The sequence below is a fragment of the Mastigocoleus testarum BC008 genome (assembly GCF_001456025.1).
GTDB classification, from domain to species: domain Bacteria; phylum Cyanobacteriota; class Cyanobacteriia; order Cyanobacteriales; family Nostocaceae; genus Mastigocoleus; species Mastigocoleus testarum.
Genome location: NZ_LMTZ01000160.1, coordinates 35,980 through 56,852, shown reverse-complemented (window position 1 = coordinate 56,852; position 20,873 = coordinate 35,980). Strand labels below are relative to the sequence as shown.

Annotated in this window: 12 protein-coding genes and 1 pseudogene; 7 read left to right on the top strand and 6 right to left on the bottom strand. The window is 36.7% G+C overall.

The window, feature by feature from the left end; all coding sequences use genetic code 11:
- Window positions 1–202 precede the first annotated feature (202 nt).
- From BC008_RS42950 to lepB, 4 genes are all read right to left on the bottom strand, one after another.
- The gene (locus BC008_RS42950) at window positions 203–1,951 is read right to left on the bottom strand and encodes a R3H domain-containing nucleic acid-binding protein (protein ID WP_027846448.1); all 1,749 of its coding nucleotides are present in this window, start codon (window positions 1,949–1,951) and stop codon (window positions 203–205) included.
- A gap of 41 nt (window positions 1,952–1,992) precedes the next feature.
- A complete protein-coding gene (ldpA, locus tag BC008_RS42945; protein WP_027846449.1) occupies window positions 1,993–3,168 on the bottom strand; it encodes a circadian clock protein LdpA in 1,176 nt (391 codons plus the stop codon).
- A 47-nt stretch (window positions 3,169–3,215) separates the two neighbouring features.
- Window positions 3,216–4,529, bottom strand: a complete 1,314-nt coding sequence (locus tag BC008_RS42940; RefSeq protein ID WP_027846450.1) for a hybrid sensor histidine kinase/response regulator — start codon at window positions 4,527–4,529, stop codon at window positions 3,216–3,218.
- Between the two features lie 1,565 nt (window positions 4,530–6,094).
- Complete coding sequence (gene lepB / locus BC008_RS42935) at window positions 6,095–6,742, bottom strand: signal peptidase I (protein ID WP_027843780.1); 648 nt, start codon at window positions 6,740–6,742, stop codon at window positions 6,095–6,097.
- A 262-nt stretch (window positions 6,743–7,004) separates the two neighbouring features.
- On the opposite strand from lepB, the gene BC008_RS42930 reads away from it, so the two are divergent.
- From BC008_RS42930 to BC008_RS42910, 6 genes are all read left to right on the top strand, one after another.
- On the top strand, window positions 7,005–8,342 hold the full coding sequence (locus BC008_RS42930) for a dihydroorotase (protein WP_027843779.1): 1,338 nt from the start codon (window positions 7,005–7,007) through the stop codon (window positions 8,340–8,342).
- A gap of 1,378 nt (window positions 8,343–9,720) precedes the next feature.
- A complete protein-coding gene (locus tag BC008_RS50120) occupies window positions 9,721–9,861 on the top strand; it encodes a hypothetical protein (protein WP_161938196.1) in 141 nt (46 codons plus the stop codon).
- Window positions 9,833–10,528: a hypothetical protein gene (locus tag BC008_RS42925; protein ID WP_027843778.1), complete on the top strand. Its 696-nt coding sequence runs from the start codon at window positions 9,833–9,835 to the stop codon at window positions 10,526–10,528. The genes BC008_RS50120 and BC008_RS42925 overlap by 29 nt, the downstream gene beginning before the upstream one ends.
- Window positions 10,525–11,427: a DUF1822 family protein gene (locus BC008_RS42920; protein WP_027843777.1), complete on the top strand. Its 903-nt coding sequence runs from the start codon at window positions 10,525–10,527 to the stop codon at window positions 11,425–11,427. The genes BC008_RS42925 and BC008_RS42920 overlap by 4 nt, the downstream gene beginning before the upstream one ends.
- 52 nt (window positions 11,428–11,479) lie before the next feature.
- Window positions 11,480–13,711 carry a substrate-binding domain-containing protein gene (locus tag BC008_RS47205; protein WP_235595980.1) on the top strand — a complete coding sequence of 744 codons (2,232 nt, stop codon included), beginning with the start codon at window positions 11,480–11,482 and terminating at the stop codon, window positions 13,709–13,711.
- 657 nt (window positions 13,712–14,368) lie between these two features.
- Window positions 14,369–16,609 (top strand): substrate-binding domain-containing protein, encoded by a 2,241-nt coding sequence (locus BC008_RS42910; protein ID WP_027843775.1) that lies wholly within the window; start codon window positions 14,369–14,371, stop codon window positions 16,607–16,609.
- Window positions 16,610–16,682: 73 nt separating this feature from the next.
- Here BC008_RS42910 and BC008_RS42905 read toward each other — a convergent pair whose 3' ends face one another.
- Together BC008_RS42905 and BC008_RS49060 are read right to left on the bottom strand one after the other, a co-directional pair.
- Window positions 16,683–17,381, bottom strand: coding sequence for a response regulator (locus BC008_RS42905; RefSeq protein WP_027843774.1), 699 nt, complete (start codon window positions 17,379–17,381; stop codon window positions 16,683–16,685).
- Window positions 17,382–18,047: 666 nt separating this feature from the next.
- Window positions 18,048–18,215: pseudogene (locus BC008_RS49060) on the bottom strand (IS701 family transposase); the annotation flags it as partial.
- A gap of 292 nt (window positions 18,216–18,507) precedes the next feature.
- Between BC008_RS49060 and BC008_RS42900 the strand changes: the two are divergent.
- Window positions 18,508–20,826: a tetratricopeptide repeat protein gene (locus tag BC008_RS42900; RefSeq protein ID WP_027843773.1), complete on the top strand. Its 2,319-nt coding sequence runs from the start codon at window positions 18,508–18,510 to the stop codon at window positions 20,824–20,826.
- Window positions 20,827–20,873: the final 47 nt, after the last annotated feature.

The following is a 20,873-nucleotide window of genomic DNA, read 5'->3' as shown; positions in this document are numbered from 1 at the left end:
TGACTCCCAACTCCTGACTTCTGACTCCCAACTCCTGACTCCTAACTCCTGACTCCTGACTCCTGACTTCTGACTCCTGACTCCTGACTCCTAACTCCTAACTCCTAACTCCTAACTCCTGACTTCTGACTTCTGACTTCAAAAACCCCTCTCCAGTAAAGAAAAGGGGCTTTGTGTAAATTAAATTAAATGTGTAATTCAATTAAGCAGGATAAATCCTTAATCGGCGATTTGGTTCATCCCCAAAACTGTCCGATCGCAGCCGATAGTGTTCTACTAATTCGTGCTGCATTTTACGTACTTGTGGCGAACGAGGCAGTAATTCTACTGGCTGTCCCTTAGGAATCACAATTTGTTCCACCGCAAGTCTAGCTTCTTCTAAAGCATCCATCTCATCATCGCTGGCGCTATGGAGAAAAAGTTGCAACTCGCGATCGTCAGTAACTTCCGGTTCGTCGATATTCAGTAACCGACGCAAAGCACGGGTAATTTGAGGAATAGTACCAGCTTTGAGCATCTGGATCGGTAGATGGCGCGCCTTTGCCATTTGCCTCAACTTCGCATGATTTTTCACGTGCGATCGCAAAGCCAAAATTGCATCAGCATTATCCAGTTCCTTTGTCAAGACCACTGGCAAATTCAAAACCCCAATGACTTGATCCAATTGATGGCGACTGACACCATAAGGATAGATATGGAGTGGTAGATCTTCACCGTTTGGTCCCGATTCCGATCTGCTATTGCGACCGAAGCTATTGCCGTTACTTAAAGATTCTTTACGTAATAAGCGTTCAAACTCACTTCGCCCAGAACCATTACCATTTTCTGCTTCAGAAGATAATGGTAGCGGAATCATTTGTCCGCTAGCACGCCAACCAGTGGATTTCCTGCCAGAACCTGCAGCAGCTAAAGATTCTTCTCTGCGGCTACCCTTCTTATGACCGTCGATTGCAGTTAACTGACGGGTAATGTTGATATTACCTTCCTCATCAACGGTTCTAACTTGGGGAGTAGGTTGATGTCCTCGCAACAAACCGTCAACAGTATCTGCGAGATCTTCGTGAACAACCCAACGCTTCCGCTCTTGCATTTCAACGGCAATTTCAAAGGTTGGAGGAGCTTTTCTTTCCAGTACAGTTTTTTGAGAACCCCTTCTTCTGGCTTCATCATCCCCCAGGGTTACAGCCTGGATTCCACCAACCAAATCGGATAGTGTGGGATTTTTGATCAGGTTTTCTATTTGGTTACCGTGGGCGGTACCAACTAACTGTACTCCTCTCTCAGCGATGGTACGGGCTGCTAAGGCTTCCAACTCAGTACCGATTTCATCAATGACAATCACTTCTGGCATGTGGTTTTCCACCGCCTCGATCATCACCTGATGTTGTCGGTCTGGATGGGACACTTGCATCCTTCTTGCTTTTCCAATTGCTGGGTGGGGCACATCGCCATCCCCGGCAATTTCGTTGGAAGAGTCAATAATTACCACTCGCTTATCCAATTCATCTGCGAGAGTACGAGCGATTTCCCGTAGGGCAGTAGTTTTACCTACCCCAGGACGACCCAACATCAGAATAGATTTTCCAGTTTCGACTAAATCGCGGATCATACTAATGGTACCGAAAATCGCTCGACCAACACGACAGGTCAAACCGATAACCTTCCCACTGCGATTGCGAATAGCACTGATGCGATGCAGGGTTTGCTCTATTCCGGCTCTGTTGTCTGCGCCAAAGCTTCCCACTCGCACAATGCAATCATCTATCTGTTCCTGGGTGACTGGTACGTCGCTCAAATACTCGGCTCCGGAAGGAAATCGAGCTTCTGGGCATCGACCCAAATCCAAGACTACTTCTACTAAGCTATCTCTTTGCGGATGGTTCTCTAAATTTTGCCTCAGATCTTGGGGCAAAATTTCTAATAGTTTTTGGAGATCGTCTGTAATCGTCATGCTTTAATATGGTGACGTTTTTAGAGATAGGGAACTATGAACTAGCGCTCCTGCTGTAACTTGAGCTGGGAAACGAGAGAATGGGCAAGCTCTACAGCTTGCCAAAGCAAGTCTGGCTCTTCTTCAAGACGGACAATAGCTCGATCGCTATGGTTATTCACCTCCTTATCTTCTAGTTTTTGAAGAACTGGCGACAATAAGACCCGGGCATAGCTACCATAAGCTACACCGGCAATATATGGGGATTTCGGAAAATTATCAGATAATTCAAAGAAATTTGAGGAATTGTTACTTGAAGCACCTTTCCTCCCATTCCCCATAGACGTACGCAGCATTCCCATTGCCTTAATTTTGGCAACTGTATAGCTGTTTGTGCCACCTGCCAATTGCACGTATCCGGGTAACTTAGATGTCAAAACTTTTTGCCCTAATTTCACCGTTGCTAAAGTGGTGCCACCTCCTATGTCCCCGCTCATCGGACGACCATCAGTTTGCCAAATCAATGCACCCGGCAAAGGAGACATCAAATCATATATCGATTTGAGGTATTCAATGAATCCTTTGTCGTCTGGACAACTGACCGCAACTAATTTCAAGCGATTCAGCCATGGCACAATGGATTGCCACAATCGCTTAAATTCCTGTTCCCGTCCTACACGAGTATGAATTTCTACAGCATCCACCCCCATTGAAAGTACCAATGGCGCAACCGCTCCCGGCGTCGACACATAGGATGATGTATAAATTTTATCATACGGGCAAATAGGAACGCAACGACCGCAGCCATAGCATTTTTCAGCTAAAACACCAGAGTATTTCTCTTGATGGCGCTCGAAAACAATGGCTTGTGTTGGACAAACTCTTTCACATGGTCTTGAACAATTGGGAGGACATTGGGTATAATTAAATGTTGCTTTCCGAAAGTGAGGATCCTCGCCATCATTTATGCTAACCATAAGTAATGGTAGACTTTTTGATGCCAAAAAACCTTTCTCCCTAGCTTGCTTGACAAATAGGGAGGCAACATGTAATCCTTCTTGAGCGGCTGCGATCACAGCAGGATCGGCAGCGACATCTATGCAGTCAGCACCAGCCAATGTGTAGGCAATCGTTAAACTTCTAACTGCAGGCAGATGTTGGAAGCTGGCTCCGCATATGAGCTTAAACCAGTTACCTTCCTCAAGGGATTTTAAAGGAGCGTTTTGAAGAACAGTCACATTTCTATTATGCTAATTGGTGACTGAAAAGAGTAGTAGATTACAAATTAATTTGGCTGGTTTACTGGAATCTCAATTGCAAATTCGGCACCGCGTTCGGTTAAAGGAGTACAGTCAAGCATTCCTTTATGCTTTTGCACCACAATTTGATAGCTAATTGACAAACCTAAGCCACTACCCTCTCCCACCGGTTTAGTGGTGAAAAAGGGGTCGAACAAACGCGAACGCACTTCTTCATCAATACCCGCTCCATTATCGGCTATCGAAATTCTAATTCGGTCGGTATTCAAAGATTGAGTAGATATCCGAATTTGCGGCTGTGATGGCGGCATTTTCGCCTGGGAAGCGCTTTTATTTGCTATTTGTTTTTGTTCATCTAAAGCATCAATGGCATTATTGAGCAAATGCATAAACACCTGATTGAGTTCGCTGGCATAGCAGGTTGCTAGTGGTAAACTACCATATTCTCTGACAATATGGATTGCTGGTCGCTTTTCAGTTTCTTTAAGTCGATGTTGCAACATTACCAAAGTACTTTCAATCCCCTGATGAATATCAACCTGTTTCATTTGAGCTTCATCATGTCTGGAGAAATTTTGTAGCGCTAGCACCATAGAACGAATCCGATCTACACCCCTGTACATAGCCCCCATAAGATTTTGTAAGTCATTGATGACAAAATTTAAATCTATATCTTGGATTATTTTTTGAATTTTACTTGTGGGGCGGGGATATTCTGTTTGGTAAGCCTGTATTAAGTTCACCAAATTTTGTACATATTGACGAGCGTAGTCAAGATTACCGTAGATAAAACTAATTGGATTATTTACTTCATGGGCAATACCAGCTACCATCTGTCCCAATGCTACCATTTTTTCATTTTGAATTTGTTGAACTTGGGCAGCTTTTAAATCATCCAGCGCTTGTTGCAATAATACATTTTTTTCTTGCAGTTTAATTTGTAACCAACGAAGATTAATTTGATTTTCAATTCGCAGTAATACTTCTGTGCCATTGAAAGGTTTAGTAATATAATCAACTCCACCAACATCAAAGGCTTTAACTTTATCTAGTACATCGTCAAGAGCACTAATAAAAATTACTGGTACGTCACAAGTTTTATCATCATTTTTTAGCTGACGACACACCTCATAGCCATTCATTTGAGGCATATTAATATCTAGTAAAACCACATCTGGTAATAACATTTGGCAAGCAGTTAGCGCCATTTTTCCACTTAAGGCTTTACGAACTTCATAGCCTTGAGCTGTCAACATTGCCGACAAAAGCCTCAAATTATCGGGCGTGTCGTCTACTATAAGTATATTTCCTTTATATTTTCTATTTTTATTTAAACTCATTTTTTAGTAATTTTGTCGATAATTTTATTCACTATCAAATTAAAAAATGGCAGCAGTTTATATTATAGGTATATATCCAACCAAGAATGATGATAAAATACAACTCCGAGATGTTGTTTCCAAGTAGAAACACATAATAAAATCTTCTATTTGCCAATTGACTATCCGGTCTTATAGGTATAAAAACTCTAGCTATAGTTTTGCAGCATTTGTGAAAACCAAATTACACATTTAGGCAGAGCGTGGGGATTTATCAGAGCATAGGAGTGTAGTTATAATATCTCTTAATAATGCTAATTTCCTTGCTGATGATAAGAGGCTTCTCAAAATATCATTTACTCAGCAAAATGCGGTCTAGCATACAAAAATTACCACCATATCTGAATTTAAAGGAAATTGGCGAATTTTTGTGATCGTTAGGTTAGATTAATTCAGTTAGATTAATTCAATTAGATTAATTCAAATAAGATTTTGCTTCTCTGAAGGACCAAGTCTACTTATATTTTTTTTGATTTGTATCTTGGGAACTTGACTATTTCGCCAAAATATTAAATTGATTTTCAATGACGTAATGACGTTAATTTTGCGTAAGTTCTATTGGTCTGTAGTTAGGCTATGTCCTGATGGACACGCTGACGCTAATAGCCCATTAAAGTTCTGATTTTCAAGTGCTGATATCATGTCCGGTAAAACACTTGCGATAAGGTTCGTAGTAGCGCTTTAGCGCCAATATCTTTACTATGGCGCTAAAGCGCTACTACAAANAGCACTACTACAAATTTCAAGTCTGAAGCACTACTACAAACCTTAGCTTACCCAGCAGAATTAATGAAAAATACTACTAGCAACTTGCGTTAGCAAATCCTTGGTCCTCAGTTCCGTGCTTGTGATGTTAGTAGTAGTGCGGTTTATTTTGATCTACAGGTAGCGCTGTATGACAGCGATCGCATCAAAAACTTTCCTAATTTTAGGACTCACACAAACAAAATTTTTCATTGCGATAGTTACTAAGAAGCAAGCAGGTGTAGAGTTAGGGCTTAGCGACAGCGCAATGACGTAATTGTTTAAATTTTGCGTGAGTCCCCAGTTTATTAATTTAATCGAGGCAGCATAAATAACTCAAGACTAACTTGAGACGAATTTACCTCCCGAAACCGTAAAAGTTAATTAACGGTATTCTAGATATTTTTTTATAGAACTGTTATTGTCTGGTTTGCCTATAGCAAAAGCTTGCTAAAATTGATGAGTTAATTTACTCACCAATGTATTGGCGATGTTAATTATTTCAGGTTTTTAGGAATCTTTATAGTAGAAGATCCAAGCACAAAACTAAAAATAAAACCTAAAAATATATTGTTCAATAATTAGTCTTATTTGCTAACTCCTTAGGTTCTTCACATGAGTTGAACACCTCGATTTTTTTATTTGTAAGTGCTCTGTAAAGCTCAAATAATAACTTGGCATAACAGGTACTAGAGGGGAATTTTATTAATTGACATTTAAATGAATGCAGTAAATAAAATTCCGAGCGCACAATCATTTATAGTGCAGAACCAGAATATTTTTTATTTATACAAAGGATTTCCTCGATCAATAGAGCCAAACTTTTCATTCAAAGGCCAAAACCTAAGTACAGCTTTACCAATGATATTTTCCTTTGGTACAACGCCCCAACAACGACTGTCATAACTACTATTACGATTATCTCCTAACACTAAATACGAATTCGCCGGAATAGTTTCTGTTTGAGCTAAAAATGGGGAATTTTGGGAAGAATGACAAACACTAATTTCTGTTTTTTGCTCTTGATCCAAATATTGTTTTTCAGCTAATGGTTTACCATCTATATGAACTTGGCCATTTTTTAGTTCAACTTTTTCTCCTGGCAAGCCAATAACCCGCTTAATAAAAGCGTCTTGATATTGCTCTTTCTGTAAGTTTTCTGTGGGTGAAAAAACTACAATATCTCCTCTCTTAGGATCGGAAAATTTATAGCTCACTTTATCTACAATGATCTTATCTGCTTCCCATTGGTTTGGTGAACCGTGCAGAGTTGGTTCCATTGAACCAGACGGTATCCAGCGTGCCTCAGCAACAAAAGTACGAATTCCTAAAGCTAGAAGAATGCTAAGTAAAATTGTTCTAACTAGTTCTGCAATCCAGGAATTATCTGGTTGTTGACTGGAATTTTGATCGGACACTTGATTTTGCATCTTTAATTAATTAATTACAGACAACAAGAAAGTAAGTAAACTGCCCAACAGGAAGGTCACAAAGAATATATTTATTCATTCTAACGATGAGATGCCGAAAAATGGCGATTAGAAGGTTTTGAGAAAAGAATAGACAGTTAAAACTCAAATTTTGGCATAATCTGCAAAAATTTATAACTTATAGTAAATCGTGCATCTCAGTTTAACCCAAAAGCACGTTACTCTGTCATGATTTATTCATCGTTTTTACCCTGCTAACTCTATGACATCTTCACATAGTTTACTGATCCGCCGTGCAAACATTATTTTAGCCAATGGAGAATTGAGTATCGGGGATGTACTCATTGACGAAGGTCAGATATTAGATGTTGCATCATCAATTGACAATGTAACAGCAGCTCGAGAAATTGATGCACAAGGGCTAAATTTGTTGCCAGGAGTTATCGATCCCCAAGTGCATTTTCGGGAACCCGGACTAGAACACAAGGAAGATTTATTTACTGCAAGTTGTGCCTGTGTTAAAGGGGGAGTAACTTCTTTTTTGGAAATGCCTAATACTCGTCCTCCGACAATTTCCCAAGTAGAAATGGATGATAAGTTAGAACGGGCAGCCCAAAAATGCTTGGTTAATTATGGTTTTTTCATTGGAGCAACATTAGACAATGTTGCAGACTTGCTAGCGGTAGAACCAGCATGCGGGATTAAAATTTTTATGGGTTCCATGGGAGGCAAGCTATTAGTTGATGAAGAAGCAGTATTAGATGGGATATTTGCTCGGGGCAAACGCTTGATTGCTGTTCATGCCGAGGATCAGATGAGGATAAAGCAAAGACGAGAGCAATTTGCCGGAATTCACGATCCAGCGATTCATTCCCAAATCCAAGATAATCAAACAGCACTACTTGCGACGAAACTGGCTTTAAAACTATCTAAAAAGTACCAACGGCGCTTACATATTTTGCACATGTCAACGGCGGATGAAGCCGATTTGCTGCGGGAATCAAAACCTGATTGGGTTACTGCCGAAGTCACGCCACAACATTTGCTTTTAAATGTTAGTGCCTATGAAAAAATTGGGACTTTAGCACAGATGAATCCCCCTTTGCGGACAACCCACGATAATGAAGTTTTATGGCAAGCTTTGCGTGACGGTGTGATTGATTTTATTGCCACAGATCATGCGCCCCATCTCTTGGAAGAAAAAGCTAAGGAGTACCCCAACACCCCTTCAGGTATGCCGGGAGTTGAAACTTCTCTACCCTTAATGTTAACTGCTGCAGTTGAGGGCAAATGTACGGTTTCTCAAGTAGCTAACTGGATGTCAACTGCTGTGGCGAAGGCATATGGAATCCCTAATAAAGGTGCGATCGCTCCTGGGTATGATGCCGATCTAGTATTAGTAGATTTGAAGAAATATCGACCCGTATTACGGGAAGAATTACTAAGCAAATCTGGTTGGAGCCCTTTTGAAGGTTGGAATCTGACGGGATGGCCGGTGGTTACTATTGTAGGTGGTCAAATCGCTTATGAGAAAGGTCGCCCGAATACTGAAGTCCGGGGTCAAGCTTTAAGGTTCGTCGACACGCCTCTACCGAGTTAACATTTTTCTATTTCCAAAGTTTTATTTGGGGATTTAAGACTTTATCTGTGCACATCTTTTGACATTCACACTCCTCAGCCTGAAAGGCTTGAGGATTTTTCTTTAATAGACTCGGGGAGAGTCTACCAAGTTTATTAATTGCTTTCTTGCGGTTGGTACTGCCCTTCTTTTTGCGTTCGCGTAGCGCGTGGAATAAACACGACGCTGATAAAACTTTAGTCGCTTTTCACATGAGCGATAAAATGTATTTCTAAAAACTGTAATTGTAGAGACGTCCTCATAAAATGTCTCTACATATTTTGTATGCTGAAACACCTATGAATAGTTTTTACGGCTAGAAAAATTTCGTTTTACAAAAATTCTTTAAAGTTTATGATAATTGTATTTTTTTTATCTTAATCCTAGGTCTTCTGCCCCCTAAAATTATCCCGGAATATAACGAATACCTGTGGAACTTTTTTTTTATTCTTCTTACGAGGATATACTCATGCATGTCTTTTATATAACTGCAATACTAAATACAAACATCTTAATAAAATCATGAAAAATTAGAGACAAATAAATAGTTTCTGCTTTTTCTGTTTGAGTTTTCAGGCAATCAAAATAGGTTTATTAACTAACTGCTTTACCAAAAACGGTTGGTGGGGTGATTTATGCATTGCAATACACCGTAACAAGTGTTTTTGCTGCATCTATATCGACTCACTAGTTCGTTTTTGTGGGCGCAAGCAGTAGTAAATTATCTAATTGTCTGTAGAAAGTGACAATAAATCGCATAGTTGCGGAATAATATTTTAAATTTAGATTTGGGACATACATAATCATGAGAGAAATATTCGATTGTGAACGGGGTAGTGGTAGATTGACATTTGCATTGCAATGATACAATTTGTCCTTGAACGTATCAGTAAAAATATGTGAATGAAAACAGATTCTGGAAAAGTTTATTATATTGCAAGTAAACATACTAATATCAAGTTCATAAATTTGAAGATGTATTGAAAATTCATTTAAATTCAGTAGTTTACTTGCATTTTGTTAAACCTTTTATCAGAAAAAAACAATTTTATCCTGCCAACTATTCTTGCTCAAAATACTCCTAGCAAGAATTGGTTGGTATATTTTTTGTTATATTGTTATTTACATTAGTTACAATAATCAATACTAACTAGATCTTACAAAGTATAGCAATATTAGGAAAAATTACATAACTGCCTAAATATAAGTCTAATTACATAAAAATTATTTTATCAATCGAATTTTGAATCGAAAAATATACTCTAATTTCTCAAAAATATAGTGTTACTACTTAGCTATAATATAATAATTTAGCAAAAACACCGATTCAAAATGAATTCTTAATTAGTGCAAAGCGGAAATGATCGCCAATAATCAAAAATATACTGAATATAAACAAGAATGTTCTGCAGTAAAAGCTATTTTAAATTTAAGTAAATTAAAGAATAAAATTGCTAGGGAGAAAGATTGGTGTGGAAGAACAGCTTCAAGCACTTCTTGATGAATTGCGGTGCTACCCGGAACATAGCCTAGAGAAACGTAAAGCTTTAAACCGATTACTAATAATAATTCAGCAGTTTCCCGGTATATACAAGTCATCCCATCAAGATTATCCAGAAGCTTTAAATAAAACTTGGGAATGGGTTTGTAAAAAGATTTGTGATTTTCAGCCCCATTCTTCTTCGGTTCAACAAAGTCTAACTCAATGGATTAACGGCTACCTGAAATGGCGGATTAAAGATCTATATGCAGCAGATGGGAAATATACCATCAGTTTGGATAAACCATTAAATATTAATGATGATAACGATAAGGTTTCGATGTTGGATATGTTGCCTGATATGAGGTGGCAAAGTACGACTTTAAATTTACTGGATCTAAAAATTGCTCAAATGCAAAAGCGCGATCGCGAATATTGGGGCGAGCGGATTAAACGCTATATAGAAGAAGATAAAACCGGCAAATTAAAAAATTGTCATCTGAAAAAAAATCCGGACTGTAACTGTCAACAATTAGCAATGCGCTTATTGTTGTATCAACCACCTCATAAAATTGCAGATATTGCCAGACAGTTAAATAGTAGCAATCAAACTATTTACTCTCATTGGAAGAGAAAATGCTTGCCGCTATTAAGAGAAATAGGTACAAATTTGGAGCTCGATCAATGATTGATACCAAATATTATCATATAAATATTCCTTTAAGTAGATGCGCCCATAAATTAGCAGAGGAATTTGCTGCAGAACAATATTCTTTAGAAAAAAGTAAAAAAGTTTATTTAAATACTCTAGCGGTTTATGCCGTACACAGCTATCTTACATGGTTAAATATAAAAACTACACTTACAGGAGACAGTTGGCATAAAAGCTTAAGAGCAATATTTGATGCAGCTGATTTGGAGATAGTCAATGTTGGTAAATTAGAATGTCTTCCGGTGCTTCCGGGCGAAAAAACTATACCTTTACCACCAGAAGCAACTATCGACCGAATTGGTTATGTTGTAGTTCAATTTCACCGAAAATTCGATGCTGTAAAACTGTTGGGTTTTATTTCCATAAATGCGATTTTGGAACCATCGGAGACCATTGAACTAAATGATTTGCAACCTTTAGAGGCTTTACTTGAAACAATTCACATTGTCAACTTACGTCAATGGCTTGAGGGAATATTTAAGCAAGATTGGCAAGTTCCCGAGTTGTTGATTTCTCATAATTTAAGAGGTAATGCTATTGCCGATCCTTTAACCCTTGAGTCTCAGAGCCAGTCTGTTAGTCGGGCAAAAGTTGTTAATGTCGGTAAACAAGTGGTACTTATGGTGCAGTTAACCTCTAATGTTGCTGATGTTTTTGATATTAGAGTTAGAACTTATCCTGGTGAAGATGAAACCCATTTACCCGCAGATTTACAACTGGTAATCCTTGACGAAGACCACAACCCTTGCATGGAAGTTCAGTCAAGAAATATCGACAATTGGATTCAACTGGAGTTTAGTTGCAAACACGAAGAAAAATTCAGTGTGATGTTGATATTAGGAGACACAACGATTAAAGAAGATTTTGTCGTTTGAACGCATAACAATAACGCACAAACAAACAGTAACAGCAAAGGAGACGGCAATAGTGCTTGTCAAACTTAAACTTAGAGGAAATTCACAACAGGGATGGAATGTAGATCTAACGGAAAAACAACTAGAAGTTGAAGCTGAAGGATTTTTACCGCCATTATCTCCAGAATTAGAATCATCTTTAAGCAAGTGGCAATCATCTTATCGCCAAATAGATTCAGTACGTTCCTGTATTGCTCCCAAACCTGGTAGCCGGATCGTGTCAAAAAGTATGACAAGATATTCTAGTTTTGAACATACTGCAGTTGTAAGGAAAGATCTTAACCAATGGCTTAATAGTGGCGATCCGAGGTGGCTACCAATCCGGGATAAATTAATAGAAATTTCACAAAAGCTGGAGTCTACCAATGAAGAAATTTTTGTACTTATTGATGCCAAGGATCTTGATTTGAGACGGCTTCCTTGGCAAGAATGGAGTATTTTTGAAAAATACTATCCCCAGACGGAAATAGCCCTCAGTTTACCCAAGAGTTCAAATAAAACAACCATTAAACTTCTCCCAAAAAGCCAAAACATGAGAATTTTAGTTGTTGTGGGTAGAAGTGATGGTATTAATACCCAAAATGATCTGGAAATCATTCAGGATTTGGAAAATCATGGAGCAAAAGTTGTTTGCTTAATTAAACCGACTCCTAGGTCATTGTGTGAAGCTTTGTGGGATGAAGATGGTTACCATATCTTCGTATTCACGGGACATAGCGGAAGTGAAAATAATGGTACCATTGGCTGGATTGAGCTAAATGATAAACATAGCTTGAATATAGAGCAGTTTAAAGAAGCTTTGCGGGAAGCAATAAATAGAGGGTTGCAGTTAGCAATTTTTAATTCTTGTGATGGTTTAGGATTAGCCAATCAACTAGCACAATTAAATTTACCCCATTCTATTGTGATGCGCGAACCAGTACCAGACCTGGTTGCGGTAGAATTTTTTAAATACTTCTTCAAGGAATTTTCTAATAATAAATCTATTTTTGATGCTGTCCATACAGCACGTAAACACTTAGAACATTTCCAGTTAGATTATTTTAATAACACTTGTTTCCCTGGTGCCACTTGGCTACCAATAGTTTGTGTTTTACCAGATGTAGATACATTAAATTGGCAAGAAATGGCTGACGGAAAAAAATTTAATTCAATGATATTCAGGAAAAATAAAAAAACAAAAAAACGTAATTCTTTGATTACAAACCCGGGTTATTTTTTTTATATGGGCATACTTGCTGTGCTCATAGGTTCAACCCTATTCTATATTTACAAAACTCCTTTTACCATACCTTTAAGAAATGATCGGACAGTAAAAGAAAGCAATCAAAAAGGTGATTTGAGTTTTATAAATCTTCCCAAGGGAACATGGCGTTATGGAGGGAGTACTAGTTGGACTCCAATACGCGAAATATTTGAACGGAAGCTAAAAATTACACATCCTCACTTCAGATTAAAATATACGAATTCAAGTACGGAACCTCCTGGTTCTGGGACTGGAATAAGAATGCTTTTGAATGATGAGCTTGATTTTTCTCTGTCTTCTCGAAGTCTAAAAGATAAAGAACGTCAAATAGCAGAAGAAAGAGGTTTCAAACTCATACAAATTCCAATTGCTGTTGACGGAATTGCTGTTGCTGTAAACCACAATCTTCAAATTCCTGGTTTAACTATCACCCAACTGAGGGATATTTACATGGGTAAAATTCGCAATTGGCAACAGGTTGGAGCCCCAGACTTACCGATAATACCCTATTCCCGTAGTTTAGCAGAATCAGGTACAGTTGATTTTTTTAAGCATAAAGTCCTCAGAGATAAAAATTTTGGTAGCGATGTCAAGTTTGTTCCTACAACCACACAAGGTTTGAAAAATGTAGGAGCCAATCCTGGAGGTATTTACTATGCAACAGCTTCAGAGATTGTTCCCCAATGCAATGTCAAGTCTTTACCGCTAGGACGAGAAACCGATCATTTGATTTCTCCTTATCAAAAGCCGATTGTTCCATTCTCTGAGTGTCCGCAACAACGTAATCGAGTAGATATCAAAGCTTTTCAAAGTCATAGTTACCCGATATCGCGCCCATTATATGTAATTACTAAGGCTTATAAAAATTCCGAATCCAACCTTGGGGAAAACCAAGATAAATACAAAGCTGCAAAGGCTTATGCAAAATTATTTGATACGAATCAAGGACATATCTTAATTGAAGAAGTTGGATTTATTCCTATAAACCTGAAGAAATAAGTGACCTTTCAACAAAACTGATGATTCACCTATGTAAGGGGGTGTCATTAAATCTCTTTCCTAGGTGAATTCATTTTAATTTGAGTTTGTTAAGTTATTCTGACTTTAATTAATTACAATCTAATAAAATTGAAAAAATTAGTTCCCGAGTGATGTTTGTTTAATTACTTCTTACTCATTAATGACACTAGGTTATAAATTTGTAGATAAATACCCTTTCTGTTATCAGATGAAGAAATTAAGATAATGATTGAAGAAATAGCAAAAAGTGAGGTAATTATCTAGACAATGTTCAAACTGCAGATTTTCATAAAAACCTTGTATTAGTTAATTTTTGTTTAATAAATATTAGACTTTACTTAACTAAAATTAAGCTTAATTTAACAAACAGCTTATAAAATTACATAGTTAAAAAAATTGAATATATAGAAAACCAGCGAGTATTTTATTCTTGCTATTTTTTGGGTTATTTTTTCTTCTTAACATCAATTAGAGAAAAAGTAACTAAACTATTACCGCATGAATTTTGAGAGCATAATCAGAACTCAAAACATTTAATACCCAAGGATTATAACTGTAAACTTTATAGTTCCAAAGTATACTTCCATACTTTTGATGATTTTGTAGGTCCGATTAGATAAATTAACGCGAATCAAAATGATACTTCTCAAACTTAAGTTCAGAGAAAACCACCAACCGAAAGGATGGAATGTGGAACTGAGTGTAGAGCAACTCGAAGTTGAAACTGAAGGCTTTTTATTGTCACTCCCTTTAGAGTTAGAATCATCTTTGAGACAATGGCAATCGGCTTATTATCAAATAAAGAGCGTGCGTGCTTGTATTGCTCCCAAACCAGGAATACGTCTCATACCTAAAAGCGTTGCTAACTATTACAACCCCGAAGATGCGATCGCGGTGAAAAAGCGTCTAAATCAATGGCTCAACTCTGGCGATCTGAGATGGAAGCCAATTCTGAATAAGCTAGTAGAAATTGCACAACAACTAAAGCAAATAGATGAAGAAACGTCTGTAATTATTGAGACGGAAGATACTTTGCTCCAGCATCTTCCCTGGGAAGAATGGGATATATTTCAAAAATACTATCCCCAAGCGGGAATTGCTCTGAGTATCCCCAAAAATCTCAACAAAATAATCATTAACTCTCTTCCAAAAAGTAAGGAGATTAGAATTTTATTGGTTATAGGTAGAAGTAACAATATTATTAGAGAGGATTTAGAATTTATTGAAGATTTAAAGGAAAATGGGGCAAGTGTTGTTTGTTTAATGCAACCAAGCTTCAAAGAATTACACGAAGCGCTGCGAGATAAAATCGGTTTTCATATCTTTATCTTTACTGGTCATAGTGGCAAGAAAGATGATGAATCTATTGGTTGGATTGAGCTAAACGAAAAAGATAGTTTCAGTATAGAACAACTTATAGAGGGTTTAAAAAAGACTATTGAAAAAGGATTGCAATTAGTAATTTTTAATGGTTGTGATGGATTGGAATTGGCACAACAACTGTCACAGTTAAATTTGCCCCAATCTATTGTGATGCAAGAGCCTTTACCAAATCTTGCAGCGATAGAATTTTTGAAATATTTTTTCAGGAATTTTGCTCAGAATAAATCAATTTTTACTGCTGTTCATACAGCACGCAAGTACTTAGAATATTTTCAATTTGATGATTTTCATCAAACTTGTTATCCTGGAGCAAATCGGCTACCGACAATCTATCTTTCCCCAGAAATAGATATATTTTCCTGGGATGAAATGACCGATGAAAAAACTTTTAATTCAATTATTTTTAAGAAAAGAGAAAATTTAAAATATCGTCAGTCACAGATTATAAATATTAGAAACTTATGGAATCTATTTTATGTAATTGTAGCTTTCTTAGTTCTAGGTTCGGCTTTATTATACGTTTATGAAACACCTTTTACAGAATCTACCGAAGATGAGGTTATAGAAACAAAACAAAATGATTTTGACTCTATAAATCTTCCAAAGGGAAGCTGGCGTTATGGAGGGAGTACTAGCTGGGTTCCAATACGTGAAAAATTTGAGGAAGCCATTAAAAATACCCACCCCCAATTTAAATTAAAATATACGGATTCTAGTGTAGATGCTCCTGGTTCTGGTACCGGGATAAAAATGTTGTTGAACAACGAACTCGATTTTTCTCTATCTTCCCGATCTCTTACCAATTCAGAACGTCAAAAAGCCAAAGAGCAAGGCTTTAGACTCCAACAAATTCCAGTAGTGATTGATGGTATTGCGCTTGCGGTAAATCCTAGTCTTAATATTTCTGGTTTAACTGTCGCTCAACTTAGAGATATTTATACTGGTAAAATTCGTAACTGGGAAAACTTTGGTGGACCCGATCTTCCAATTACAGTTTATTCTCGTCATCCAAAAGAATCAGGAACAGTTGAGTTTTTTAAACACAAAATCCTTAGGGATGAAAGTTTTGGCGATAATGTTAAATTTGTTAGCTTCACAACACGAGCTTTAAAAAAAGTGGGAGTTGAACCAGGAGCAATTTATTATGCTTCTGCATCTGAAGTTATTCCACAATGTAGTGTCAAATCTTTAGCGATTGGAGAAAGAAGCGACCAATTAATTACTCCTTATAAGAGACCATTTATTCCTCTTTCTCAATGTCCAAGACCTCGCAATCAGGTTAATTTACAGGCTTTTCAAACTCATAGATATCCCATATCAAGACCACTATATATTATTACTAAAATAAATGAGGACATAAAATCCAAGACAATAAAAGATCAAAATAAACATGAAGCAGCAAAAGCTTACGCCAAGCTATTTGCAACAAATCAAGGACATACTTTAATTCAAGAAGCAGAATTTATTCCAATCTTGAATGCGAAGAATAAATAATATTTTATCTTTTAAGAGTCTCATATCATTTTATGAAACCCGATTACAAAGCTCGATTTGGTGATTAATAGAATCAATCAATCAAACCTGCTTCTCTTGCTCTGATTTGGGTTATAACTCGTAAATTTTTACCTTGATTTTTTAATTCTTCGCAATCTATATTCAGAGCTTCTTGCACTCTATCCCAGTAATGGCGAACCATACGTTCTGATACACACATATGTTTAGCAATTACTTTATCTTTAAATCCTTCTCTAAATGCCAGATTTACTAGTTTAAGCCATTCTGGTTTGAGTTCTAGTTCGGAGTCAATAACTTTAATATCTTTGATGTCTTTAACATAAGTTAGTTGTTCTAAAGCCCAATTTACTCTGGTAATTATTTCCTCACTTGCAAGGGTTTTATTCACAACAGTAAAACCTCCAATGTGAGAATAAATCTTTTGTTTCATGGGTACTAGAGATCTAATCTGCTCGCTGTGGATAACTATATTAAGTTTGGGATAATTACCGAGTAGATGAGTAAGAAAATTGATTCCCGTCGCAGTCTGGGGGGTTTCCCCAGGACTGTTTGGAAGCAAAATATCCATTACTATCAGGTCTATTTTTAGTTTTGGAAATTTGTTAAGAATATCTTCAATGCTTTGTGCAGTAATAATTTTAGAATCTGGATAGGAGGAGATTAGTAAATCTCTAGTTCTGCTCAAAGATAATTCATGAGCATCAACTAATAGAACTATAGGCGATGCTTTACCGTTCAGATATTTTTTCATGCTACGTTTTCACTCAAAAAACCTTTAGTGGGACAAAATGAGAGCAAGGCTGATACTTAATATTCTCTTGTAAGCATCTCTGCATAATTTGCTTATTTACTCAATAAAAATAGTGAGTATTTGTACTTGAAGGTAAGTTTTGATTCTATTTTTGCCTTAGCCTCAAAATTTAACCACTTTCAGAAAATGTCATAAACAACATAACAAAAGACTCATAAATCCTCTGTTGGTTCCCATAAAATAAGATAAAGACTAGAAAAATATTTAAATTTTATACCTTTAGTTATAAGTTAGCCTCCTTTAGGAGTAAGTATATAAGTGTTTACGAAGAGTATAGAATAAAAAAAGGCACTAGTGAACTAGTAATTTTTGAGAAATTAAATACTCTGAAAAAATTAAAAAAATAACTTTGCAAATCTGAAAAATTTATAGTTAATTCGGCTGTTATTCAGCCAGGAATTTCATATTGTTCAGCACAAAGTTAAAGATAAATTAAATCTCAAAAAATAAATATATATCTTCAAAATTGTAATATTTTATTTCACAATTAAAGTTGAAGTTGAAGATTGACAAAATCAGAGTAGATTTAAAAGATTTATTTAGAACGGGTGTGAAATATCCCTCTTGAATCACTCTCTGAAATCAAGAAGTAAGCAATAACTTGAATTACACAAAAGAATAAAAGGGATGAAATTGATTTGTTGCACTAATTAAATAATTAAAGCCAATTAGCAAATTAGAGTTTGGGAAAACATTCAGCCAGGGATAAATAAGCCAAAATAAGAATATGGGTTGCACAACTAAACGAAGATTGTTTAAACTACTCTTCCATCCACGCGTAATACCCTTTTTCTAGTAAATTTTTGATTTTAGTTATAGTCGATTCAGAGCCGAAACGAGTCTAGTATGTTTTCTTAGATATAGATTCAATAAGTTTGCTACTTGTCGGGGTCGAGTCTTGTTTATTCTCAAATTAACAACTATCTTATTCCGTAAGATTATAAAATCAAGTAGTTAAAATTACTGTTTGCTAACAACGAAGAGATTTACCCTCTGATATCCTCTGATAATATTCAGAAAATTTTAGTAAACTGAGAAGTAACCAATCAAAATAATTTTGTGACTAATGTTGCCACATGATTTTCTGACTGAGATTGCCCACGAGCATGAATTATCTCCAGAACAAGAGGCTGTTTTTCTATTACGTCTAGGGAAAGGTCAAAGTTACGAGGAAATTGCCACAGAACTAAGTACTTCTGCGGATGCTTGCTTGAAGCGAATGGGACAAGTTTATAAAAAGCTGAATATCAGTGGGAGTAGCCGAGGTAAGGAAAACCGCCTCAGAATTTTTCTGAATAATAAATTAAAACAGTTAGAACATCCTCAGAAAAATCTTGAAAAAACTACAAACAAAAAGAGTATTGGCAATTTTCCACAAACAGAAGGAAAGTATACTTTTATTCCAACACCCGAAAAAATTCGTATTTTTCAAAACTTACCCGCAAGAGAATACACAGCTTTTGTTGGTCGGGAAAGAGAAATCATTAGGTTGATGGAACTACTAAGTCCTCAACATTCTGCTCATCTAATTAGTGTTGATGGTATCGGTGGTGTGGGTAAAACAACTTTAGCTGTAGAAGTTGCTTACCGCTGCTTTGAAACCAGTTTAAATCAAGGTTTTATCTCAGATGTTCCTACTTTTGAAGCAATAATTTTTACCTCTGCGAAACAAAATCATCTAACTTCTATTGGTCTTTTACCAAGATTAACTCAAGAGCGTACTCTCAGAGAAATATGCCGAGAAATTGCTCGTACTTTGGACATTTCAGAAATTAGTAATTTACCTCTCCAAGAGCAAATAGAAATAATTCGACAAAAATTATCTCAACTCAGGACTTTACTAATTGTTGATAATTTAGAAACGATTGAGGATAAGCAGGAAGTACTCTCCTTACTTTATGATTTACCACCAACGGTCAAGGTGATTATTACCACCCGCGAGCAAGCTTTATTTGTACCTATCCGCCTAGGTTGTCTACCGCGAGAACATGGTTTACGACTGATTCAACACGAAGCCAAAGAAAAAAGTGTAACGATAAATCCGACAGAATCTCAGGAATTATTTGATGGAGTCAGTGGTATACCAGCAGCTATTATCTATGCCATCGGTCAAATGGCCGCAGGTTATATCCTTGAAGATGTTTTACCACAAATCAAAGATCCGCAAGGAGATGTAGCCCGTTTTTGTTTTTCAGGCTCGGTAAATTCCTTGAAGAATCAGCCTCCTCATTATTTACTCATGACCTTATCGCTGTTTGTACAACCTGTAACTAGAGAGACAGCAGCTGGTGTAGCTTTTGAGAAGTCAGATCCGATTATTACCAATCGAGGATTGGCAAAATTACAGCAACTTTCTTTAGTTTATCAGCAGCAAGGACGCTACGGTTTACTTAATCTTACCCGCGAGTACGCTTTAGCAGAATTAGCTACCCATCGTGAATTCGCTCAAAAATTACGACAACGATGGGTAAACTGGTACGTCAAATTTTCAGAAGCTTACGGAGCTTCTAACTGGAAAGAATGGCATGTTGATTATGGTTATTTAGAAACTGAATGGGAAAATCTTCGTTGTGTGTTGGAGTGGTGTATGTTCCAAGGTCGCTATGCTGATTTCCTTGCGATTTGGCAACATATTAAAGGTTACGTTCATATTCGCGGTTATTGGGATGAACGTTTGGATTGGGCTGCTTGGTTAATTGAAGCAGCAAAACAAGCTGGTGATTGGTCTAATGCTGTGGAAGCAATATGCGATCGCGCATCCACTTTAGTGAGGATTCGCCAAAAAAGTCAGTTAGATGAAGGAGAAATGCTTCTCCAAGAAGCTTGGAATCTACGTCACCATAAGACAATTAAATTTCAATTAGATCTAGCTGCAAATATGGCAATTTTATATATTCAACAGAAAAAATTGCAGCAAGCAAAAGAATGGTTAGGCATAGAACAAGAACTATTACAGCAAGCTTCATTATCGGATTTAGAATCTCAAGAACAACAAGTTCATATTCTTTATTACCAAGGGCGAATATCTTATCAAAGCGGTAATTATCAAGAAAGTCAAATACTTTTTCGAAAAGCATTGGAACAAGCTAAAAAAGTTGGATGGCAAAGAGCTACCGCAGCGATGCACAATTGGTTAGCAGATATTGCACTAATATTAGGTAACCTCAAGGAAGCAAGGGAATTACTAGAATTGAGCTTACCAATGGCACAAAGGCATAAAGATAAACGTAGCATTGCTTTTCACAAAGCAACCTTTGCTAAATTAGAAAAAATAACAGGTAATTTAACCCAGGCTAAACGGTTAGCAAAAGAGGCTGCTGAAGGTTTTGAAAGTCTCAAAATGATTACAGAAGCAAAAGAGATGCAGTCTTTATTTCCTAATTAAGACTTAAATATTAAGAGCTAAAATAAAAAATATTTATGCTTTAAAGT